At 59.6% G+C, this 20,329-nt stretch carries 19 protein-coding genes and 3 pseudogenes; 9 read left to right on the top strand and 13 right to left on the bottom strand.

What is annotated here, in order from left to right; translation table 11 throughout:
• Positions 1–19 precede the first annotated feature (19 nt).
• The 3 genes from chrA to AM571_RS09945 all read right to left on the bottom strand — a co-directional run bounded on the left by chrA (position 20) and on the right by AM571_RS09945 (position 3,027).
• The gene (gene chrA, locus AM571_RS09935; RefSeq protein WP_074061255.1) at positions 20–1,435 is read right to left on the bottom strand and encodes a chromate efflux transporter; all 1,416 of its coding nucleotides are present in this window, start codon (positions 1,433–1,435) and stop codon (positions 20–22) included.
• A gap of 4 nt (positions 1,436–1,439) precedes the next feature.
• Positions 1,440–2,252 carry a chromate resistance protein ChrB domain-containing protein gene (locus AM571_RS09940; RefSeq protein WP_074061256.1) on the bottom strand — a complete coding sequence of 271 codons (813 nt, stop codon included), beginning with the start codon at positions 2,250–2,252 and terminating at the stop codon, positions 1,440–1,442.
• Between the two features lie 142 nt (positions 2,253–2,394).
• Positions 2,395–3,027 (bottom strand): MarC family protein, encoded by a 633-nt coding sequence (locus AM571_RS09945; RefSeq protein WP_074061257.1) that lies wholly within the window; start codon positions 3,025–3,027, stop codon positions 2,395–2,397.
• A gap of 225 nt (positions 3,028–3,252) precedes the next feature.
• On the opposite strand from AM571_RS09945, the gene gyrA reads away from it, so the two are divergent.
• Entirely contained in the window at positions 3,253–6,039 is a 2,787-nt protein-coding gene (gene gyrA / locus AM571_RS09950; RefSeq protein ID WP_074061258.1) for a DNA gyrase subunit A, read from the top strand.
• A 175-nt stretch (positions 6,040–6,214) separates the two neighbouring features.
• Here the strand turns inward: gyrA and AM571_RS36930 are convergent, their stop codons facing one another.
• Positions 6,215–6,352 (bottom strand): hypothetical protein, encoded by a 138-nt coding sequence (locus tag AM571_RS36930; protein ID WP_165918579.1) that lies wholly within the window; start codon positions 6,350–6,352, stop codon positions 6,215–6,217.
• 33 nt (positions 6,353–6,385) lie between these two features.
• Entirely contained in the window at positions 6,386–6,571 is a 186-nt protein-coding gene (locus tag AM571_RS36180; protein WP_132552545.1) for a hypothetical protein, read from the bottom strand.
• 468 nt (positions 6,572–7,039) lie between these two features.
• Here AM571_RS36180 and coaD point away from each other — a divergent pair, with 468 nt between their 5' ends.
• From coaD to tgt, 5 genes are all read left to right on the top strand, one after another.
• A complete protein-coding gene (coaD, locus tag AM571_RS09960; protein ID WP_074063157.1) occupies positions 7,040–7,534 on the top strand; it encodes a pantetheine-phosphate adenylyltransferase in 495 nt (164 codons plus the stop codon).
• Between the two features lie 27 nt (positions 7,535–7,561).
• The gene (locus AM571_RS09965) at positions 7,562–8,128 is read left to right on the top strand and encodes a peptidylprolyl isomerase (protein WP_074061259.1); all 567 of its coding nucleotides are present in this window, start codon (positions 7,562–7,564) and stop codon (positions 8,126–8,128) included.
• A 24-nt stretch (positions 8,129–8,152) separates the two neighbouring features.
• A complete protein-coding gene (locus AM571_RS09970; RefSeq protein ID WP_074061260.1) occupies positions 8,153–8,662 on the top strand; it encodes a peptidylprolyl isomerase in 510 nt (169 codons plus the stop codon).
• Positions 8,663–8,732: 70 nt separating this feature from the next.
• The gene (gene queA, locus AM571_RS09975; RefSeq protein WP_074061261.1) at positions 8,733–9,818 is read left to right on the top strand and encodes a tRNA preQ1(34) S-adenosylmethionine ribosyltransferase-isomerase QueA; all 1,086 of its coding nucleotides are present in this window, start codon (positions 8,733–8,735) and stop codon (positions 9,816–9,818) included.
• The gene (gene tgt / locus AM571_RS09980; RefSeq protein ID WP_074061262.1) at positions 9,815–10,945 is read left to right on the top strand and encodes a tRNA guanosine(34) transglycosylase Tgt; all 1,131 of its coding nucleotides are present in this window, start codon (positions 9,815–9,817) and stop codon (positions 10,943–10,945) included. The genes queA and tgt overlap by 4 nt, the downstream gene beginning before the upstream one ends.
• A gap of 265 nt (positions 10,946–11,210) precedes the next feature.
• Here tgt and AM571_RS09985 read toward each other — a convergent pair whose 3' ends face one another.
• Positions 11,211–11,639, bottom strand: a complete 429-nt coding sequence (locus AM571_RS09985) for a DUF4864 domain-containing protein (RefSeq protein WP_074061263.1) — start codon at positions 11,637–11,639, stop codon at positions 11,211–11,213.
• Positions 11,640–11,920: 281 nt separating this feature from the next.
• Positions 11,921–13,036: an MFS transporter gene (locus AM571_RS09990; protein WP_237358541.1), complete on the bottom strand. Its 1,116-nt coding sequence runs from the start codon at positions 13,034–13,036 to the stop codon at positions 11,921–11,923.
• Between the two features lie 448 nt (positions 13,037–13,484).
• Here AM571_RS09990 and AM571_RS09995 point away from each other — a divergent pair, with 448 nt between their 5' ends.
• Entirely contained in the window at positions 13,485–14,993 is a 1,509-nt protein-coding gene (locus AM571_RS09995) for a winged helix-turn-helix domain-containing tetratricopeptide repeat protein (protein ID WP_074061265.1), read from the top strand.
• A gap of 63 nt (positions 14,994–15,056) precedes the next feature.
• On the opposite strand, the pseudogene AM571_RS10000 reads toward AM571_RS09995, so the two are convergent.
• The 4 genes and pseudogenes from AM571_RS10000 to AM571_RS10015 all read right to left on the bottom strand — a co-directional run bounded on the left by AM571_RS10000 (position 15,057) and on the right by AM571_RS10015 (position 16,800).
• Positions 15,057–15,448, bottom strand: a pseudogene (locus AM571_RS10000) (GFA family protein).
• Between the two features lie 106 nt (positions 15,449–15,554).
• Entirely contained in the window at positions 15,555–15,971 is a 417-nt protein-coding gene (locus AM571_RS10005) for a GFA family protein (RefSeq protein ID WP_074061266.1), read from the bottom strand.
• 47 nt (positions 15,972–16,018) lie between these two features.
• Positions 16,019–16,483 (bottom strand): SRPBCC family protein, encoded by a 465-nt coding sequence (locus AM571_RS10010; RefSeq protein WP_074061267.1) that lies wholly within the window; start codon positions 16,481–16,483, stop codon positions 16,019–16,021.
• Positions 16,484–16,485: 2 nt separating this feature from the next.
• A complete protein-coding gene (locus AM571_RS10015) occupies positions 16,486–16,800 on the bottom strand; it encodes an ArsR/SmtB family transcription factor (protein ID WP_074061268.1) in 315 nt (104 codons plus the stop codon).
• A gap of 325 nt (positions 16,801–17,125) precedes the next feature.
• Between AM571_RS10015 and AM571_RS10020 the strand changes: the two genes are divergently transcribed.
• On the top strand, positions 17,126–18,157 hold the full coding sequence (locus tag AM571_RS10020) for an IS110 family transposase (RefSeq protein WP_074063158.1): 1,032 nt from the start codon (positions 17,126–17,128) through the stop codon (positions 18,155–18,157).
• A gap of 299 nt (positions 18,158–18,456) precedes the next feature.
• Here the strand turns inward: AM571_RS10020 and AM571_RS10025 are convergent.
• Positions 18,457–18,944: pseudogene (locus AM571_RS10025) on the bottom strand (helix-turn-helix domain-containing protein); the annotation flags it as partial.
• 310 nt (positions 18,945–19,254) lie between these two features.
• Between AM571_RS10025 and AM571_RS10030 the strand changes: the two are divergent.
• A complete protein-coding gene (locus AM571_RS10030) occupies positions 19,255–19,992 on the top strand; it encodes a hypothetical protein (RefSeq protein WP_074061269.1) in 738 nt (245 codons plus the stop codon).
• Between the two features lie 109 nt (positions 19,993–20,101).
• Here AM571_RS10030 and AM571_RS10035 read toward each other — a convergent pair.
• Positions 20,102–20,298: pseudogene (locus AM571_RS10035) on the bottom strand (helix-turn-helix domain-containing protein); the annotation flags it as partial.
• Between the last annotated feature and the right edge of the window lie 31 nt (positions 20,299–20,329).

The raw sequence follows: 20,329 nt of genomic DNA on the forward strand, positions 1-20,329 counted from the left end.
GCGAACGATGTTTTAGTGGTTACGGCGCCATTGCGCCGGAACCTGTTAGAATGGTCCACGCAACGCCGATTGCAGCGCAAATCGCCAGCGTTATAATCACCGAAAGCTTGAGGTGAAAGATCGCCAAGGCGGCGAGGGCCGTTAGTAACAGCGACGGCCAGATGAGCGAAGCTGGAACCGGGAGATCAATTGAAACCGGTCCCCATGAGGCGGTGTGCACATCGGCAAAAAGCACATGGACGCCGAACCAGATCGCAAGGTTCAGGATCACGCCGACGACGGCTGCCGTGATGGCTGACATCGCTCCTGTCAGCGCAGCCTCGCCACGCAGCCTTTCGACAAACGGCGCTCCGAGGAAAATCCAGAGGAAGCTCGGAATGAAGGTCACCCAAGTCGTCAGGACCGCGGCAAGTGTGGTAGCGAGCATTGGTTCCAGCGATCCGGGGTTCCGATAGGCGGCCATGAAGCCGACGAACTGGACGACGCTGATCAACGGTCCCGGGGTTGTCTCGGCCATACCCAGGCCATCCAGCATTTCCCCCGGCTTCAGCCATCCGAAATGCTGGACCGCTTCTTGAGCGACATAGGCAAGGACAGCGTAAGCGCCGCCGCACGTCACGACAGCCATTTGGCTGAAGAACAACCCGACCTGCGAAAAGACACTGCTGGACCCCATCGTCACCAGTAATAATGCGACTGGCAGGAGCCACGCAGCCGCAAGACTGCCGGACAACCGCAGCGACCAGGCGAGGTTCGGCCGGGCATGGAGCGGTGTATCTTCTCCGAGGATGGAATCCCGATCTTCGAGGATTTGGCCCGAACCGCTTTTGTGTCCGCCGCCCACCTCGAACAAGGCAGAACCCACGCGCCCGCCGAGGAAGCCAACAATCCCTGCTGCGACGATGATCAGCGGGAACGGGACGTGGAGGAAGAAGATCGCTATGAAGGCGGCGGTGGCGATGGCTATCATCACGTTGTGTTTGAGGGCTCGGCTTCCGATCCTAAACACCGCGTGCAGCACGACCGCCAGCACCGCCGCCTTCAAGCCGAAGAACAGGCCGGCGACAAGGCTCACGTTCCCGTAGGCGGCATAGACGTAGCTCAGCCCAAGGATGGAGATGAAGCCTGGTAGCACGAACAAAGCTCCGGCGATCAGGCCGCCGATCGTCCTGTTGAGCAGCCAGCCGATATAGATCGCCAACTGATGGGCCTCTGGCCCCGGAAGCAGCATGCAGTAATTGAGCGCATCCAGGAAGCGACGTTCGCCGATCCATCGTTTCTCATCGACAACGATGCGGTGCATGACGGCGATCTGTCCCGCCGGTCCGCCGAAGCTGAGCGCCGCAACCCGTGCCCACACTTTCGCCGCCTCACCAAGTGGGACGATATTGCCGCTCTGCCGGTCGTTCCGTTCCACATCCACTATTTCGGCCACATCACTACGCCCTCCTCGGGTTGGGCCAATTATGGGTTTCGTCGGTGGCGTCGCGGCACCATCGGTAAAACGCATCATAGAGCGTGAGACCGGCATCGAGCTGCTGCAGGTCATCTGTGAACATCCGCGAAAGCCCGAGCGAGGCGGCGAGCAGACCGGCAGCTTCTGGCGCGAGATCGAGCCTTGCCGTATCAGCGCCGCGAACAATGATGGCGAGATGCTGCAATGGTTTGGAAGTGAGATTGAATTCCTCGATCATCACATCGAAGGTGCAGCGCTCGCCGCGATGGCTCCAGAAAACGTCTTCGATGTCGAAAGGCGTCGCGCCGAAACGGTCAGCGACGGCGGGCACTTCCGATGCGGGAACGAAAAGGAACACGGCATTGGGATCCACGAAACGTTTGATCAGCCAGGGGCAGGCGATCCGGTCGATCTTGGGACGGGCCCGCGTCACCCAGACCGTACGGCCTTGCGGGTCGCACGCCGGCAGCTTGACATAGGGCACTGCCTGGCCGCCGGCCTGCAGCCACGCCTCGAATCCTCCCTCGAGAACTTCCGCGCTCTTTCGCAAATGGCGAAGATAGGCGGCCACGCCATGACTGAGCTTTTGCCCCCTCTGGCACACGATGACCGCCGAGCCAGCAACCTCGCGGCTCCATTCGCTGACATCAGTGTGGCTGCGTCGGATCGACCCCGGGACGAGCCGTGGGTCGGCTGCAAAATCCTCTGCCGTGCGGACGTCGATGATAATTGGCGCATTCGGCGTTCCGATAATGCGGTTGAGCTTGTCGGATGAAATTTCCAGAAATGACGGCATGACGCGTCCTCCGTTGTGCGGGTTATGGACGCGATACTTCAGCTGTCGCCTCGTGGGGTGATCGCGACCCCAGACCCAATCATGTGCTGCAGGCCTGCGGGAAGTCAAGCGCTGTTGGTGTGCCTTACGGCAGCGCACCTTTTCAACTGACGGCCATCGCCGCCTTCATGCCGTCAACGACGAACTGTACTGCAAGTGCTGCCAGGATGACGCCGAGCAGGCGGGTGAGGATCGCCCGGCCGGTCACGCCGAGAAAGCGGTCGAGGCGGTCGGCGATGAGCAACGCCGCCAGCATCAAGCCAAGATTGCCGGCAATGACGATGAGAAGCTGTGCCCGCTCGACAGAGGTCGGCAGCGAACCCGCAAGCAGGATTGTCGCCGAGATTGCGCCCGGACCGGCAATGAGAGGAAGGGCGAGCGGAAAGACCGCGACATTCTGGATGTGATCCTTGGTGATCGCCACTTCGCTGGTCTTTTCCTTGCGGTCCTGCCGTCTCTCGAACACCATTTCGAAGGCGATCCAGAAAAGCAGCAGACCGCCGGCGATGCGGAAGGCGCCGATGGAAATACCGAGCACGCCGAGCACGCTTGCGCCGAAGAGCGCAAAGACGGCGAGGATGGTGAAAGCGATGACGGAGCTGCGCAGCGCCACCTGCTTGCGCTGGCTGCGGCTCATCCCGCTGGTCAGTCCCAGAAAGATCGGCACAAGTCCGGGAGGATCGATCGTGACGAGCAGCGTCGTGAAAGCATTGATCAACTGGTCGGCGCTTGCCATTATCTCTCCGGAACGCCATATGAAGGCTCGATTATTCGCGATTGTGAAGCGAGGTTTTCCATTTGGCAAATGACGGGCGGCGGGCCGGCGCTAAAAGCGGTCGAAATCGCTTGATTGCCGCCCTTCCGCCGCAAAGTCTGTTCAAAACCACGCCTCAAATTGGCGCCGGGCAAGCCTTTCGGCTATAAATCTTTCAGTGATTCTACAAAGAGATCGTGATCTGTTTTGACTGAACAAACACCCCCAGGTGGCGGGAAGCTCCCGCCAGGCATCGAGCCCATCTCCATCATGGAGGAAATGCAGCGGTCCTATCTCGATTACGCGATGAGCGTCATCGTCAGCCGCGCGCTTCCGGACGTGCGCGACGGCCTCAAGCCCGTGCACCGGCGCATCCTCTATGGGATGTCCGAGCTCGGCATCGACTGGAACAAGAAGTACGTCAAATGCGCCCGCGTCACCGGTGACGTGATGGGTAAATACCATCCGCACGGCAATGCCGCGATCTATGACGCGCTCGCCCGTATGGCGCAGGATTGGTCACTCCGCCTGCCGCTGATCGACGGCCAGGGCAACTTCGGCTCCGTCGACGGCGACCCGCCGGCGGCCGAACGTTACACGGAATGCCGTCTGCAAAGGGCGGCCCATTCCCTGCTTGACGACCTCGACAAGGAAACCGTCGACTTCCGCGACAACTACGACGGCACGCTCTCCGAGCCCGTCGTGGTGCCGGCGAAATTCCCGAACCTTTTGGTCAACGGGGCAGGCGGCATTGCCGTCGGTATGGCGACCAATATTCCGCCTCACAACCTGACCGAAGTCATCAATGGCTGCATTGCGCTTATCGATGATCCGGCGATCGAACTGCCGGAGCTCATGCAGATCATACCCGGTCCGGATTTTCCGACTGGTGCAAAAATCCTTGGCCGCGCGGGCATCCGCTCGGCTTATGAGACCGGCCGCGGCTCCGTGATCATGCGCGGCGTTGCCGCGATCGAGCCGATGCGTGGCGACCGCGAGCAGATCATCATCACCGAGATCCCGTATCAGGTGAACAAGGCGACGATGATCGAGAAGATGGCCGAGCTGGTGCGCGAAAAGCGCATCGAGGGCATCTCCGACCTCCGCGACGAATCTGACCGCCAGGGCTATCGCGTCGTCATCGAGCTAAAACGCGATGCCAATGCCGAAGTCATCCTGAACCAGCTTTATCGCTACACGCCGCTGCAGACCTCCTTCGGCTGCAACATGGTGGCGCTGAACGGCGGCAAGCCGGAACAGATGAACCTGCTCGATATGCTCCGCGCTTTCGTCTTCTTCCGCGAGGAGGTCGTTAGCCGGAGAACGAAATTCCTGCTTCGCAAGGCGCGCGAACGTGCGCATGTCTTGGTGGGTCTCGCGATTGCGGTCGCCAATATCGATGAAGTGATCCGCGTCATCCGCCAGGCGCCCGATCCGCAGTCCGCGCGCGAAGAGCTGATGACGCGCCGCTGGCCTGCGGAAGACGTTGAAAGCCTGATCCGCCTCATCGACGATCCGCGCCACCGTATCAATGAGGATATGACCTACAACCTCTCGGAAGAGCAGGCGCGGGCAATTCTCGAACTCCGTCTTGCCCGCCTGACAGCGCTCGGCCGAGATGAAATCGGCGACGAACTCAATAAGATTGGCGACGAGATCAAGGATTATCTCGATATCCTGTCGTCCCGTGTCCGCATCCAGACCATCGTCAAAGACGAGCTGACATCGGTTCGCGACGAATTCGGCACGCCGCGTCGCACCGAGATCGTCGACGGCGGCCTCGAAATGGACGACGAGGATCTTATTGCCCGCGAGGATATGGTCGTGACCGTTTCCCACCTCGGCTATATCAAGCGCGTGCCGCTGACGACCTATCGCGCGCAGCGCCGCGGTGGCAAGGGCCGTTCCGGGATGACGACGCGCGACGAGGATTTTGTTAGCCGGCTATTTGTCGTGAACACGCACACACCGGTCCTCTTCTTCTCCTCGCGGGGCATCGTCTACAAGGAAAAGGTCTGGCGCCTACCGATCGGCACCCCGACCTCCCGGGGCAAGGCGCTGATCAACATGCTGCCGCTCGCACCTGGCGAACGCATCACCACGATCCTGCCGTTGCCGGAGGATGAGGAGAGCTGGGAAAGCCTCGACGTGATGTTCTCCACGACACGGGGTACGGTTCGCCGCAACAAGCTGTCAGATTTCGTCCAGGTGAACCGCAACGGTAAGATCGCCATGAAGCTCGAGGAGGAGGGCGACGAAATCCTCTCCGTCGAGACCTGCACCGAACATGACGACGTTCTGTTGACGACGGCGCTAGGCCAGTGCATCCGCTTCCAGGTCGATGATGTCCGAGTCTTTGCGGGCCGCAATTCCATCGGCGTGCGCGGCATCAACCTCGGAAACGGCGACCGCATCATCTCGATGACCATTGTCGGCCATGTCGATGCCGAACCGTGGGAGCGTGCTGCCTACCTCAAGCGTTCCGCTGTCGAACGCCGCGCCACGGGCGTCGACGAGGAGGATATCGCCCTGGTCGGCGAGGAAGTCACGGAAGAGGGACTGCTGACAGACGAGCGCTACGAAGAACTGAAGGCACGCGAACAATTCGTGCTGACAGTGTCGCAGAAGGGCTTCGGCAAGCGGTCGTCCTCCTACGACTTCCGCATCTCAGGCCGCGGTGGTAAGGGCATTCGCGCCACCGATACCTCCAAGACGAGCGAGATCGGAGAGCTCGTCGCCGCATTCCCGGTCGATGAAGGCGACCAGATCATGTTGGTCTCCGATGGTGGGCAGCTGATCCGCGTCCCGGTCGGCGGCATCCGCATCGCCAGCCGCGCAACCAAGGGGGTAACGATCTTCTCGACCGCTAAGGATGAAAAGGTCGTCTCCGTCGAACGCATCAGCGAGCCGGAAGATGACGGCGAGGAGGTTGGCGAGATCGTCAACGAAACGCCGATCGAAAGCGGCGAGGCGCCATCAGCAGCGGAAGATTAATACAATCAGTCTTTGGTTGAGAACCGGGCGGCCTCTGCCGCCCGTTTTTTTGCGCTTATCCGCCCCGCCGGCCGGAAATCATGCAACGAAAAAGCCGGACGCGGGGACGGCGTCCGGCTTTTTGAATGGCCCCTGGCGCTGGAGGGGAAGGCGCCCAAGGGCAGGGGAACTCAACTCAGAAAATGCTGTGTTTCTTTTCGTCGAACGCCTTCACTTCTTCGCTTTCGCGGCGAAGCGCTGAAACGGTTGACACCACAGACACGATGAACATGACGCTGATGAGAGCGGTGAGAACAGTCAAGATCGTGAACATGGGCAATCCTTTCCGAAGTTGCGTTCACGTTCCTCAGTACTGGCTTATGATGGCAGTGCGAGCCGACGCATAAGGACCATATACCTTGGACGTATCAGTCTTCTGGTCATAGAGTGCGACAGTTGCGGTAAGCATTCCCGTGATCATTGCCATCCAGAATACATTGATGATGGTAATCTTGTCGGGCATCTTGTTTTCCCTCTGTGCAGCGTATCGCATCTACGCTTCGGTTAAGTGAACGTATCCGTCTGAAAATGGTTCCGGCGGATGTTGGCGTGTCGTTTAGCAAGCCCGGTCTGAAGCGACCTTGAATGCCCTGTTCATCTGGCGTTCAGATTCGGCAGAAGGTTTCAACGCGCCCTTCCGATCCGGCGCATGATGGCGTGATGCTCGATGACTTCGGCGCGCACCCACCGCATCGTGTAGCGGTCCTGCAGGTAGCCCATATGCCAGCTCCGCAAGTAGGGAGAGGACGACGGCAAGTGCGAGAACAAGGATCAGCATGTCGATGTCTTTCGGAATGGTCGGATGCGGATGGCATCGGCTGCGTTGATGTTTCCGATTATGCGCATCGCATCTGAAACCGCGTTGAACGCGGCATTCATCCACCGTTCAGCGAGGCGGCAAATGACTTGCGGGATGCGGGTATCCATGACAAAAGGCATCGAACAAAAACGGCCGGGTCTTATGACAACTGCTTTTTATCCGGGGTCCTTCGACCCGCTCACCAACGGACATCTGGACGTGCTCCTCCAGGCGCTGAACATCGCCGAAAGAGTGATCGTCGCGATCGGCATCCATCCCGGCAAGGCGCCGCTGTTTTCCTTCGAGGAGAGGGCGGAGCTGATCCGAAACGCGCTTGCCGAGGCCATGCCGCAGAAAAGCGGCAGCATCTCCGTCGTTTCCTTCGACAACCTGGTTGTGGATGCAGCGCGCATGCATGGTGCGGCGCTGCTCATCCGCGGCCTTCGTGATGGCACCGACCTCGACTACGAAATGCAGATGGCGGGCATGAATCGTCAGATGGCACCGGATGTCCAGACTATCTTTTTGCCGGCAGGGACGGCCTCGCGGCCCATTACCGCCACATTGGTCCGTCAAATCGCGGCCATGGGCGGCGACGTCAGCGCCTTCGTGCCGGCAGCCGTTTTGAAGGCCCTTCGATCCAAGCGCAAATCTTGAGGCGTTTTCCGCCGCAACGGAGCTCACATGAAACTGTTCTATATTGCATTTGCCGGCGTGCTTTACCTCGCCTCCTTCGCTGGCGACGTGTTTGCCCAGGCCGATCACATGCTGACGATCCAGCTCAAGGATGGTCCCGTCGTGATCCAGCTGATGCCGGAAGTGGCTCCCAAGCACGTTGCGCAGATAGAGGCGCTAGCGCAGAAGGGGGCCTATGACAACGTGGCCTTCCACCGCGTCATCGACGGCTTCATGGCCCAGACCGGGGACGTGCAGTACGGCAATATGTCAAAGGGCTACGATCCAAGCCTTGCTGGCACCGGCGGCTCCGATCTGCCGAACATTCCGGCCGAATTCTCCAAGAAGCCCTTCGTGCGCGGCACGGTGGGCATGGCGCGCGCCCAGGATCCAAATTCCGCAAACTCGCAGTTCTTCATCATGTTCGCGGACGGCTCATTCCTGAACGGCCAGTACACGGTGGTCGGCAGTGTAGTCTCCGGCATGGAAAACGTCGACAAGATCAAGCGCGGAGCCGGGCAGAACGGCGAAGTAAGCGATCCAGACCGCATGATCAAAGTCACCGCGGGTAAGTAATTTCGTGAAACGAGGAGAATGAAAATGGCCGAGATCAAGGATCCGGAGAACACCGTTATCCTGGAAACCACCAAGGGCAAGGTTGTCATCCAGCTGTTGCCGCAGGTAGCCCCCGAGCATGTCGCCCGGATCAAGGAGCTCTCTCGCGAGAAGGCCTATGACGGTGTCGTCTTTCACCGCGTCATCCCCGACTTCATGGCGCAGACAGGCGATGTCCAGTTTGGCAAGAAGGGCGGCGATAACTTCAACCCTGGCCGCGCTGGCATGGGCGGTTCGTCGAAGCCTGACCTGAAGGCCGAATTTTCCGCAACGCCGCATGTCCGCGGCACCTGCTCGATGGCGCGCTCGCAAAGTCCGAATTCGGCAAACAGCCAGTTCTTCATCTGCTTCACCGATGCGCCGTGGCTGAACAAGCAATACTCGGTCTGGGGGCAGGTCATAGAAGGCATGGATGTGGTCGACACGATCAAGAAGGGCGAACCGGTCAGTGATCCAGACTCCATCGTCTCGATGCGGGTTGCCGCCGACGCCTGATTGTGATTTCTGCTGAACCCGCCCATGCGCGAAGGCGCTGGGCGGGTTTCGCTTTGTCTGAAAGTGCCCAATGCGCGTAGACCTTTTCGATTTCGACCTTCCGGATGAACGGATCGCCTTGCGGCCCGCCGAGCCACGCGATAGCGCGCGCCTTCTCGTCGTCGATCCGCATGCCCAACCGGCTCTCGGCGACTATGTCGTAAGCGAGCTGCCGTCGTTCCTGCGGGCGGGGGATGCGCTTGTCTTCAACGACACGAAGGTCATTCCCGCGCAGCTCGAAGGCGTGCGCCATCGTGCGGGAGCGGGCGGCCAACGGGTCTCGGCGACACTCCATATGCGCGTCGGCGCCAGCCGATGGAAGGCTTTCTCCAAGCCGGGCAAACGCATTAAGATCGGCGATCGTATCGCCTTCGGCCACGACGGTGAAAGCTGCTTGCTCGGCCAGCTTGATTGCACCGTCGAGGAGAAAGGCGAGGGCGGTGAAGTCACTCTTGCCTTCGATCTTTCCGGCCCGGCGCTGGACGAGGCAATCGCCTCCGTTGGTCATATTCCGCTGCCGCCCTACATCGCCGCTAAACGTTCGGACGACGAGCGCGACCGCACCGATTACCAGACGATCTATGCCCGCGAGGAAGGCGCAGTCGCAGCACCCACCGCCGGCTTGCATTTCACGCCACGTCTTTTCGCGGCAATCGACAAGGCCGGCGTTGAGCGCCATTTCGTGACGCTGCATGTCGGCGCCGGTACCTTCCTCCCGGTCAAGGCCGATGATACCGACGATCACAAGATGCATTTGGAAAGCGGTTTTGTCAGCGCCGAGACGGCGGCAAGGCTGAATGCCGTCAAGGCGAGGGGCGGGCGCATCATTTGTGTCGGCACGACGTCGCTGCGGCTGATCGAAAGCGCGACTGCGGACGATGGAGGCATCCGCGCCTGGGCCGGCGCCACCGGCATCTTCATCACGCCCGGCTACCGCTTCAAGGCAGTCGATATCCTGATGACCAATTTCCACCTGCCTCGCTCGACGCTCTTCATGCTGGTTTCGGCCTTTGCAGGCTTCGAAACCATGCAGTCAGCATACAAACACGCCATTTCGACAGGTTACCGCTTCTATTCATACGGGGATGCGAGCCTTCTTTTCCGGAAAGACAGATGACCGAGAATTTCCAGTTCACGCTCAGGAGGACTGATGCAGGCGCCCGCCTCGGCGAAATCTCCATGCCTCGCGGCATCATCCGCACGCCGGCCTTCATGCCGGTCGGCACGGTTGGCACCGTCAAGGCCATGTACCTCGACCAAGTTCGCGAAACGGGCGCCGACATCATTCTTGGCAACACCTACCACCTGATGCTGCGCCCGACGGCAGAGCGCGTTGCGCGCCTCGGCGGCCTGCACAGCCTCATCCGCTGGGAACATCCGATCCTGACCGATTCCGGCGGCTTCCAGGTCATGTCACTTTCAGGTCTTCGCAAACTTGACGAGCAGGGCGTCACGTTCAAGTCGCATGTCGATGGCAGCCTGCATCACATGTCCCCGGAGCGCTCGATCGAGATCCAGGGGCTGCTCGGCTCCGATATCCAGATGCAGCTTGACGAATGCGTAGCGCTTCCGGCTGAACCGCGCGAAATTGAACGCGCGATGGAGCTATCGCTGCGCTGGGCTGAACGATGCAAGGTCGCCTTCGGCAACCAAACGGGCAAGGCGATGTTCGGCATCGTTCAGGGCGGTGACATTCCCGCACTTCGCATCCGTTCGGCCGAAGAGCTGAAACAGCTTGACCTCAAGGGCTATGCGGTGGGCGGTCTTGCGGTTGGCGAGCCGCAGGACGTCATGCTTAAGATGCTCGAGGAAACACTGCCCGTACTGCCCGGCGAAAAGCCGCGCTACCTCATGGGCGTCGGCACGCCCGACGATATCCTTAAATCGGTTGCCCGTGGCATCGACATGTTCGACTGCGTGATGCCAACCCGCTCGGGCCGCCACGGTCTGGCCTTTACCCGCCGCGGCAGGGTCAATATCCGCAACGCTCGTCACGCGGAGGATCTGCGTCCGCTCGACGAGCAGTCGAATTGCCCGGCATCGCGTGATTATTCTCGCGCCTACCTGCACCATCTCGTCCGTGCCAACGAGGCGCTCGGCGGCATGCTGCTCTCGTGGCACAATCTAAGCTACTATCAGGAATTGATGCAGGGCATCCGCACGGCAATTGCCGAGGGTCGCTTCGCCGATTTCATGGCGGAAACGCTGGAAGAATGGGCGAAGGGCGATCTTGAGCGCGCTTGAGTTGCCGTCAGCCTGCCGCGAACTTGTCATAAGCGCGAAGCCCGCAGGTCTTTCAAGCCTGGTGCGTGGAAGCCGATGAAGCCGTCGCAACGCTGCGTCGCACTGATGGAAGGACGATCAGCTCTTTCGACTTCTCGTTCAGCGCACCATGGGCCTTCCCGCCTCGGCCAGCGCGTAGAAACCTACGTCGGATGAATTCGCAGTGCCTGGTGCGTGGCGATCCAACTTTACCAATTGCCTTGGAACAGGATCGACTGAACCGCCGTCAAATGCCCTTGCTGTCGGTGTCCGGCACGATCTGCACGCCATTGATCTTGTAGCCGCCGTCTGGCTGCCGCATCATTTGGTAGATCGCCGTCCAGTCCTTGCCATCCCGCCCGGATATCAGGACTTCGTGATAAATCATCGCGCCGTTATCGACGGAGCGGCTGCGGCCGAAAGCATAGTTGCCGGGATGATAGACGGGCTCGTAGCTCTTCTTCACCATCGCAAAGAAAACACCTTTGTCCGGATACATCGCCTTAATGCCGGGCGCTGCAAAGGAATAGGCCTTCTCCGCATCATCCTTCAGGAAGGCCGTAATCTGATCCTCGATGATATGGCGCGTCGTCTCGACCGGATCTTCGGCCCGCGCCGGTATCGTCAAGAAAATCAAAGCAGCACACAGCGCAGACACCGAGGATGAGGCGCGCATGGATTCCTCTCCAGCGAAAAAATGGAGTGTAGATCACTTTGGAGATTTGGAAAATGGGTTCAGTTGCTACGATCAGCTCGCACGCCGTCCCGGCAATCCTCGCGCTTTCAAACTTGCACCTGTTTGGAAGGCCCGCAAGTGTCATTCGTCCTCTGGCTGCAGCGGCGAGTTGCCGCCAGCAACGGCGGTCCCGATCGACGCAAGCGGGCGCACGTCTTTTGAATTGTAGATCTTCGGTGGTTATGCTGGCTCCCTTGGCGGACGCGGCACGAGACGGTCACTCAGTCGCCCCGCCGTCTTTCCGCCATCAGAAACACTGCCTGTATAAGGCACATGAGGCCAAGGAACGAAGGCAGCCCTTGATGTCCGATCAGTTGCATCGCCAGTCCTGTCGCGGGCGAGCCCACGATGCCGCCGATACCCCATACGAACGCGAAGGCCGCGTTTCCGGCGATCAAGGCTTGACCGGTGAAACGCTCGCCGAGCTGGATCAGCGACATGGTGTAAATCCCAAACGAGACCCCGCCCCAGACGAAAACGAGCGGCCAGATGAGCCACGCGTCAAAGAGCGACAGCAGCAGCAGGCAGCCGCTCAGCGAAGCCAGGGCACAGAATAACATGGTCCGAGTTGAGCCAAATCGTTCGGCCACGCGCCCGAGCAAAATCTGCAGTACGGCATTGCCTGCGGTGAAACAGGCGATGAGCGAAGCGATGCGTGTTTCGGCGCTGCCAAGGGCGGCACCATAGACCGTGAACAAGGATATCACCGCCTGCTCGAAGGCGGCAGCAGTGAAAACCGCGAACAACAGGAGCGGTGCCCGTGCGAAGAATCCGCCGACCGATGTTACCTCGCCCTCATGCGGCATCTTCGGCAGGCGTGGCACGACCGCAAGCACGATCAGCCCGCAGAGGGGAAATGCCACGATGCCGATCATGAAGGGCGGCCAGCCCTGCGTGCCGACCAGGCCGAGCGACAGCGGGCCGATGGCAAAGCCACCCGAAGCGATCGATGAATAGAGGCCCATGAGGCGGCCCCGGCGTGGCGCGGGCGTAATCGTGATCAGCCAGGTTTCGCTGATCACGTAAAGCGGATTGGCGAAGAAGCCGAGGAGGAAGCGCAGCGGCATCCAGGCCCAGACATCTTGTGTATAGGCAATCGCGAGCAGCGTAAGCGCGGCGAGGGTGCAACACAGGATCGAAAGTCGCGCCCCTCCCACGCGCCGCGCCAGCGTCGGAATGAAGGGTGCTGATACAACGAAGCCAAGCGGCGTCATCGCCGCCGACAAGCCGATCAGGCCGGGGGTCGTTCCCTGCCGCTCCAAGATGAAGCTGAGCAGCGGATAGGTCAGCCCCTGTGCCACCGCAAACACCGTGACGGTAGCGATGATGCCCGCCATCGCGGCCCATCGGATTTGATCCTCTCGGGGGCATCCCGTGTTGTGCAAGTGCCGGCTAACCGTTGCGGCATCCGGAAACTGGCGATTTGGTGTCATTGCTGCATTCGCCTTATCGTTGCAAGAAGGGCTTGTCGATCTTTGCTTGGTGCATCTCGTCAGTCCGATATTGGTCGATGAAATGGGAAGCACCCATCGACCTCTGCCGAGCTTCCCAGCAAAAGCGCTTCCGCTCGTCCCAGATCGCGATAAACCTTCCGTAGGGTCGCAAGGCTGTGGAGCCGACGCGACACTTCCGCCAGCCGGACGGGGGAAATCGTTCATGACAACCTCCATATGGTTGGCGGTCCAGGACGCTCGACCTGTGAATTTTGGCAGGATGAGAACGGCGCTGTAATTAAGCTGTCCCAAATAGTTCCAAAAAAATCCAAACGGGCTATAGATGCGCCTTATGGAAGGATCGCGCTTTGCCTTTGGTCCGTTCGTGCTTGATCCGGATGCGGGAACGCTCCTTCGGAACGATGATCCCGTTGCCGTGGGTTACCGTGGACTAAAGCTGCTTGCGGCGCTCGTCACACGGCCTGGCGAAATCCTGGGCAAAGCCGAGTTAATGGATGCGGCGTGGCCGGGCACGGCCGTCGAGGAAGGCAACCTTACCGTACAGATCGCGCAGCTCAGGAAGCTGCTTGGTCCGGCCGCCGATGGCGGGGAATGGATTGCCACGATTCCGCGCGTCGGCTACCGCTTCACGGGGACCATTGAATACCTCCATCCTGCGAAGCGAAAGCCTTTGCCGCTGCCCGACAAGCCATCGATAGCCGTGCTGCCCTTCGTGAATGTCAGCAACGAGCCCGAGCAGGAGTCCTTCGCGGATGGGTTGACCGAAGACTTGATTACCGACCTGTCCAGAATGTCTGGCCTGTTCGTCATCGCACGCAACTCGACCTTTGCATACAAGGGAAAGCCGATGGATGTGCGCGCGATTGCTGGGGATCTCGGCGTGCGGTACCTGCTGGAGGGGAGCGCAAGACGTGTCGCCGGGCGCGTACGCGTCAACGTCCAACTGGTAGACGCGGTGAGTGGCGATCATCTATGGGCGGAACGCTTCGATCGCAGCTTGGACGATATCTTTGCCGTTCAGGACGAGGTCACTGGCAAGATCGTGGAGGCACTGCTCGGCCGGCTGCGCGCGCCACCTCCGCGCAATCGGCCTAAAAATCTCGAGGCTTACGATCTCTGCGTGCGGGCGCGCAAGATCATGGATGACTCGCCGCAGCTGGCGCGGGAAGCGCATCTGATGCTGACGCGCGCGGTTTCGCTCGATCCGGGATATGCCGAGGCCCATCGCTGGCTTGCCGTGAACCACTGGATGGGATGGGTACATAGCGGCGGACCAACGGAGGCTGCCCGCAGAGACGCTTTGGAGCTGGCGCGCAAAGCTGTAGCACTCGATCCCAATGATGCTGGCTGTCATTGGATCCTGGCTTACTTGCTTGCCTATGAGCGCAGCTTCGCCGAGGCGGACGCGGAATTCGCCAAGGCGATCGAACTCGACCCGAACGAAGCCGACACCTGGGCGGCGTTGTCCGACATTACGGTCCTGGCCGGGCGGGTCGAGGAAGGCCTTGAACACATCCGCAAGGCGTTCCGGCTGAACCCGCTTCCGGCAAGCTGGTACTATCTTACACTGGGCCAGGCCCAATATGCGGCCGGCGAATACCAAGCCGCTGTCGAGACACTTCGACGGGAAGAGACCTACCGAACAAGCTCACGCCGGTTTCTGGCGGCAAGCCTTGCCCAACTGGGTCGGCTCGACGAAGCGCGCGCAGAGGTCGAACTTTTCCTCGTCGGCAACCCGGATTTCACGATCCGCCACTGGGCCACGACCGAGCCATTCCGCGATGCCGCAACGCTTGAGCATTTCGTTGATGGCTACCGCAAGGCCGGTCTTCCGGAATGATCCTCCCAAATGGCATCCAATCCGAAAGCTGCTGTGACCGCGCCTTCGCACCGATCGCGCGATCTACTCCTCAAAGCGGCTCGTGGGATCACGATCGCGATCGTATCGTCTGGTGAACGGAAACGGCGGCAACCAGGATTCGCGACGGACGATCCAGCTTTCGTAGGTTGGCATCAACTGGTCAGGCGCATCCAGGGATCCCAGGTTCACTTCAATCTCGTCTGCGGTGCGTGCGAAAACAGGCGAGCCGCAGCGGGGACAAAAAAACGCCCGGCGTAGTCGCGTGCTTCACCATCGATCGTCACCGCATCCTGAGGGAAGATCGCGGAAGCGTGAAAAAGAGCCCCATGATGCTTGCGGCAGTCGAGACAATGACAAAGGCCGACGCGGTATGGGAGTCCCGACGCCGAAATTCGGACGTTGCCGCACAGGCAACCGCCGGTGAATCTGTCCATGATGCGTCTCCTTTACACTCAAGCGACCGTGCCAGGTCGATCTGAGCGGCTGGTCCGGGTTGCAAGGAAAATCTGGGCGGGTGCATCACCGCCCATGGCTTTACATTTATCCAAGTGGCATTCGCTCGAATTTCTGCAACGAGGAATCAATCGTGTCCCACCCAAGGCCGCGGATGGTGTATGTGACCGCCTGCGGGTTGAATTGGCCAGGATCGTCAAGGCTGGTCGCGGGCACCGCAATCAGTTCCGGCATTGCGACGAATGTTAAAAAGACAGGCGTTCCACAGGTCGGACAGAACGCGTGTAGCTTTTCGTTCCCACTGTCGCCCGCTACCCGCCAGGTCTTCGGTTCGCCGGTAATTGTCACATCGGCTCGCTGTGGAAAAGTCAAATAGGATCCATGCCCCGTGCCGCTTCGTTTCTGGCAATCGCGACATTGGCAGTGGTTCTCGAAGATGGGGTCGCTGCTCGTTTCATAGCGGATTGCGCCGCACGCGCATCCGCCGATATAGGTCTTGGTCAATATCATTCTCCCGCTGGCAGAGTTTGTTGATTGGCACTGGGAAGGGATCACGCGGATTTTGGCTTGGCGAAAAGGTCAATGCCGCGGCCGGTTTCCAGGAAGGATTTTAGGCTGGACAGGACAGCCGGCCAACCTTGGCGGATGCCTTTTTCCATCCCACTACCAGCTTCGAGTTCATCATGCGTGACGGTAAGCCGAACCATGTTGTCGTATTCATCGATCGCGAACGTGACCCGGCTGTAGCTTGCAGGGTCGGAGGCCCGCGAAGCATTCGCCCAGGTGATGACGAGACGGGTCGGCGGCAAGATCTCAATGACCTTGCCAACGAGTTCGACAGTCCGCTCGTCGTTGGCACGAACGTGTTCCCATTTCGACCCCGGTTTCCAATCGGAAACGTTCTCGTGGCCCCAATAGCGCCTTGCGAGGTCCGGTTTGGTTATGGCCTCGAATACCTTTTCCGGGGTCGAAATAATATAAGTCACGTATACAAAGCTGGTCATCTCTGTGGTCATTGTCACTCTCCTTCGAGTTCCTTCTTCAGATCGTGCAACAGGCTGAGCCGCTGCTGTTCGAATTTCCGCACCCACCGTTCGTAGACCTCGTGGAGCGGTACGGGGTTGATGAAATGCAGCTTTTCGCGACCACGCCGAACCGTGCTCACTAGATTGGCTGCCTCCAATATTTCGAGGTGCTGCGTGACGGATTGCCGGGCCATATCAAGATTGTCGCAAAGCTGACTGAGCGTCTGCCCGTTCTTCTCACAAAGAAGGTCAAGCAGCTTTCTGCGAGTCGGGTCGCCCAGCGCTCTGAAAACCTTGTCGGCGTCCATCGGACTCACTCAATGTGGAAAACATAATATGCAGGTAAATACCTGCATATAAAGAGCAGTTATTTACCTGCATGTCAAGTGCCGACGGTCGAAGGTGATCGAGCCGCGAGCGGGCAGGGCAACACCTGAAGGCTTGAGTGCATTATGGGGCGCAGATCTGCGGTGGTTACTGGTGTGAGTTCACGGCATCACCACGATCTTCGAACATGGAGTAATCGCGGCGCGACCGTTTCTGGCTTTTGGGCTGGTGAGGGTGGTTGCCCCCGATAGGATGGAAAAACGGGCTCTCGATTGGAACCGGGCCTAACATCGGATGGAGGCAACCATGAACCAATATATTGGCCTTGATGTTTCATTGAAAGATACCGCAATTTCGATCCGGGAAGACGGGAAGCGGATCTGGCGAGGGAAATGTCCTTCGGATCCCAAGCTTCTCGCACAGGTGATCCGCAAAAACGCCCCCCGCGCGCGGCGCGTCGTATTCGAAACGGGACCGCTGTCGACGTGGTTCTATCACGCGCTGACGAGCGAGGGGGTGCCGGCGATCTGCATTGAAGCACGGCATGCGCAAAAGGTATTGAACGAGACGCTCAACAAAACCGATGCCAATGACGCGGATGGTTTAGCGCAACTCGCCGAAGCAGGCTTTTACAAAGCGGTTCGCGTCAAGTCGTTTGACGCTATGATGACCCGCACATTGGTGGCTGCCCGGGAACAGCTCCTGAACATGCCAACGCAACTTGGCAATCAAATCCGCGGCCTGATGAAGACCTTCGGTCTGATCATCCCGAAAGGGAAGGGGCGAGTGTTTGATGGCGATGTGCGGAAGCTTTTGGATGGAAACACCGAGCTTGCGAAGATTATCTTGCCTCTTTTGGAGGCGTGGCACGATATCCGCAAGCGCGCAGCCGATCTTGGTCGCCAGTTGCTGATAGTGGCACGTGCGAGCCAAGCCACGAAGCTATTGATGACAATTCCGGGGATCGGCGCGGTCACAGCGGTGTCCTACGTTACGGCAATTGAAAATCCAGAAAACTTTCGAACGTCGCGCTCGGTTGGCGCCTGGCTTGGGCTAACAACGCGGCGTTATCAGTCAGGCGAGGTCGACTATGACGGCCATATCTCGCGAAGGGGTGACAATCGTTTACGTGGGCTGCTTTATGAAGCGGCGACAGCGCTGCTGACGAGAACCAGTGCCAGGATCGAGAGCAGTCTCAAGAGTTGGGGACTTAAGCTGCGCGAGCGACTTGGCTTCAAGCGGGCCGCTGTGGCCGTCGCCCGGAAACTCGCGGTCATCATGCACAGCATGCTCAAGACGGGAGAAGTGTTCAACGCATCGGCTGGCGCGACCATATAGGCGACGCTCAGCCTTCGTCCCTCAGCGCGCCATCTAACTTTGGGTGCTGAGCGTCCCTGCTGCGGACGTGGGTTGGATCATTCCGCTATCGCTGGCTGCAGCTCGTTGAGACTGCGTTTCGAACATCAGGAAGATCCCACCTGCGAAGACCATTGTGCGGCGACATTTGTCGACCGCGGAGACAACCCTGCTCCCAGCACTGGACAGCTCTGAAGGACCCGGCCGGTGAGGGCAGATCCATTCAATCAGTTCAGCCGTGTTGCCTCTCTCGCAAGCCGGCAAGGGCCATCGAATGCTCAAACCAGCTTGACGGATGGAATGCGATTAGACAACCAGCGATGCTCGGAGCCGTCGATCTGCACCAGCTCACCATAAGCCTCGCGCCGCAATCGTGGCGATGGAAGCTGCGACGCTGCTGGCGCGATCGCCAGATACCGGCCGCCGTCATCCTATGCCGCAGCGTCTCGCGCGACACACACAATCCATCGCGTCCGGCAAGCTTCTCGGCCGCCAGCGTCGGCCCGAAATCCCAATAGCGCTCGCGAATGAGCGTCAAAGCATAATCGCGAAGCCCATCGTTGATCCGGTTGTTCGACGGCCGGCCGATCGCCTTGTGCCGGATCGACGCCGCGCCACCCGTTCTGATCCGCTCCAGCAGCCGGCGCACCTGGCGCTCGCTCAGCGCCAGAACATGCGCCGCCGACATCAACGTCATTCGACCGTCGATGACTTTCGACAAAACCTCGATCCGCTGCAGGTCACGCTCGCTCATCGCAATCAGTCCCATCGGCAATCTCCCACGTCATCAAACGCGGGGAGTGTGACATTCTTACTTTGTAGGAACAGGACACTTCAACTTTGGGGCTACACAACTGTCAAAGCTGATTACAGGCGCGACGTTGTCAGCCAGTTAGAAACGCGACACTGGCTCCGTCGATCAGCCCCCGATCCGACCGGCTGGGCCGGGTTGAAAGGGAGGAGCGGGGGCGGGTGATGACGCTCCCCTTCGGCCTTAGCTTTCTCAGTAGCAATTATTCCGTTGCCGGTTGATACTCGCTTGCACCTGCATGGGGCGGGGTAGGGATCAAAGCGGCACGATGCTTCCGAAAATCCACCTGCAAGGTGACGTCGATGTTGCCGCGCTGTCACCGCTTCTTCGCGGCATGCTTCTTTCGGTTGCCTATGCTGACGGTGAGGGTGGCATAGGATTGACGGCGACCGGCGCCATGAACCGCAAGTTCGTGCATTGGGCCGCTGTGCACTTCCTCTGGCCAGGGTTCACAGCCGAAGACCTCTACAGCATGAATAAGGTGCTCAATGAAAGCGACATGCCGCCGCTTTGGGTCGTGCGCGACATGGCCCGTCATCTGAAGCTTCTTCGGCGACGAAAGGATGTGCTGCTGCCAACCAGACGCGGCAGGGAGTTTCTGGCAAAACCGCAAGCCTTCTTCGATCTGATCGCCACGGATTATCTCTATTCGTGTGTCCACGCCACCGAGCGGGAAGAGGAGGTCCGAGCGCGGTTACGCTGGTGGCGCATGTTGCTCAATCTTCTCAATATCAAGGGCAGAGAAGGTTGCACGCCAATGGACGTTATGAAGATCCTCTATCCAGGCTTGGCGCCTCTGTCGGACACCGAAATGACCATAGAAGCCTGGGAGTTGAAATCCGGTCTTCAGTATGGCGTCTTCCAACGCTTATGCTGGCTCGGCTTGCTCTATGAGGCACGAGAGGGGCTCACTCTTCTCCAGGACGGATCCTTCCACAAGACGCCGCTTTGGCCAGCTTGCCTGCAGTTGGAATCTGATACGCAGAGCGACATCGGCGTGCATTGATGATCTTTATTCCGCCGCTGGCTGCCTCATTTACGCTTTCTCCGCTGCCCAATCACCGCCGGACCATTCATGAAATCCGTCCTCCGCCGGGCTTGCGACCCCGCTTCAGGCGCCGGTTGCTCGGCTGCGATCGCTTCTTCGAAACGGGCCTGCTGGACCATCCCGGTCATAGGTCTGCAACAGCCGATGGACCTGACTTCGACTGAGGTCGAGCAGTTCGGCTGCCTCGACGACGCTCAGGCGTTCGTCACGAATCTTCTGGATGACTTCGAGGCGATGCAATTCTTTCTGCAACATGGTGATCATAAAGACATGAGATGACCTCGACTACGATGGC

The sequence above is a fragment of the Rhizobium etli 8C-3 genome (assembly GCF_001908375.1).
GTDB lineage: Bacteria > Pseudomonadota > Alphaproteobacteria > Rhizobiales > Rhizobiaceae > Rhizobium > Rhizobium etli_B.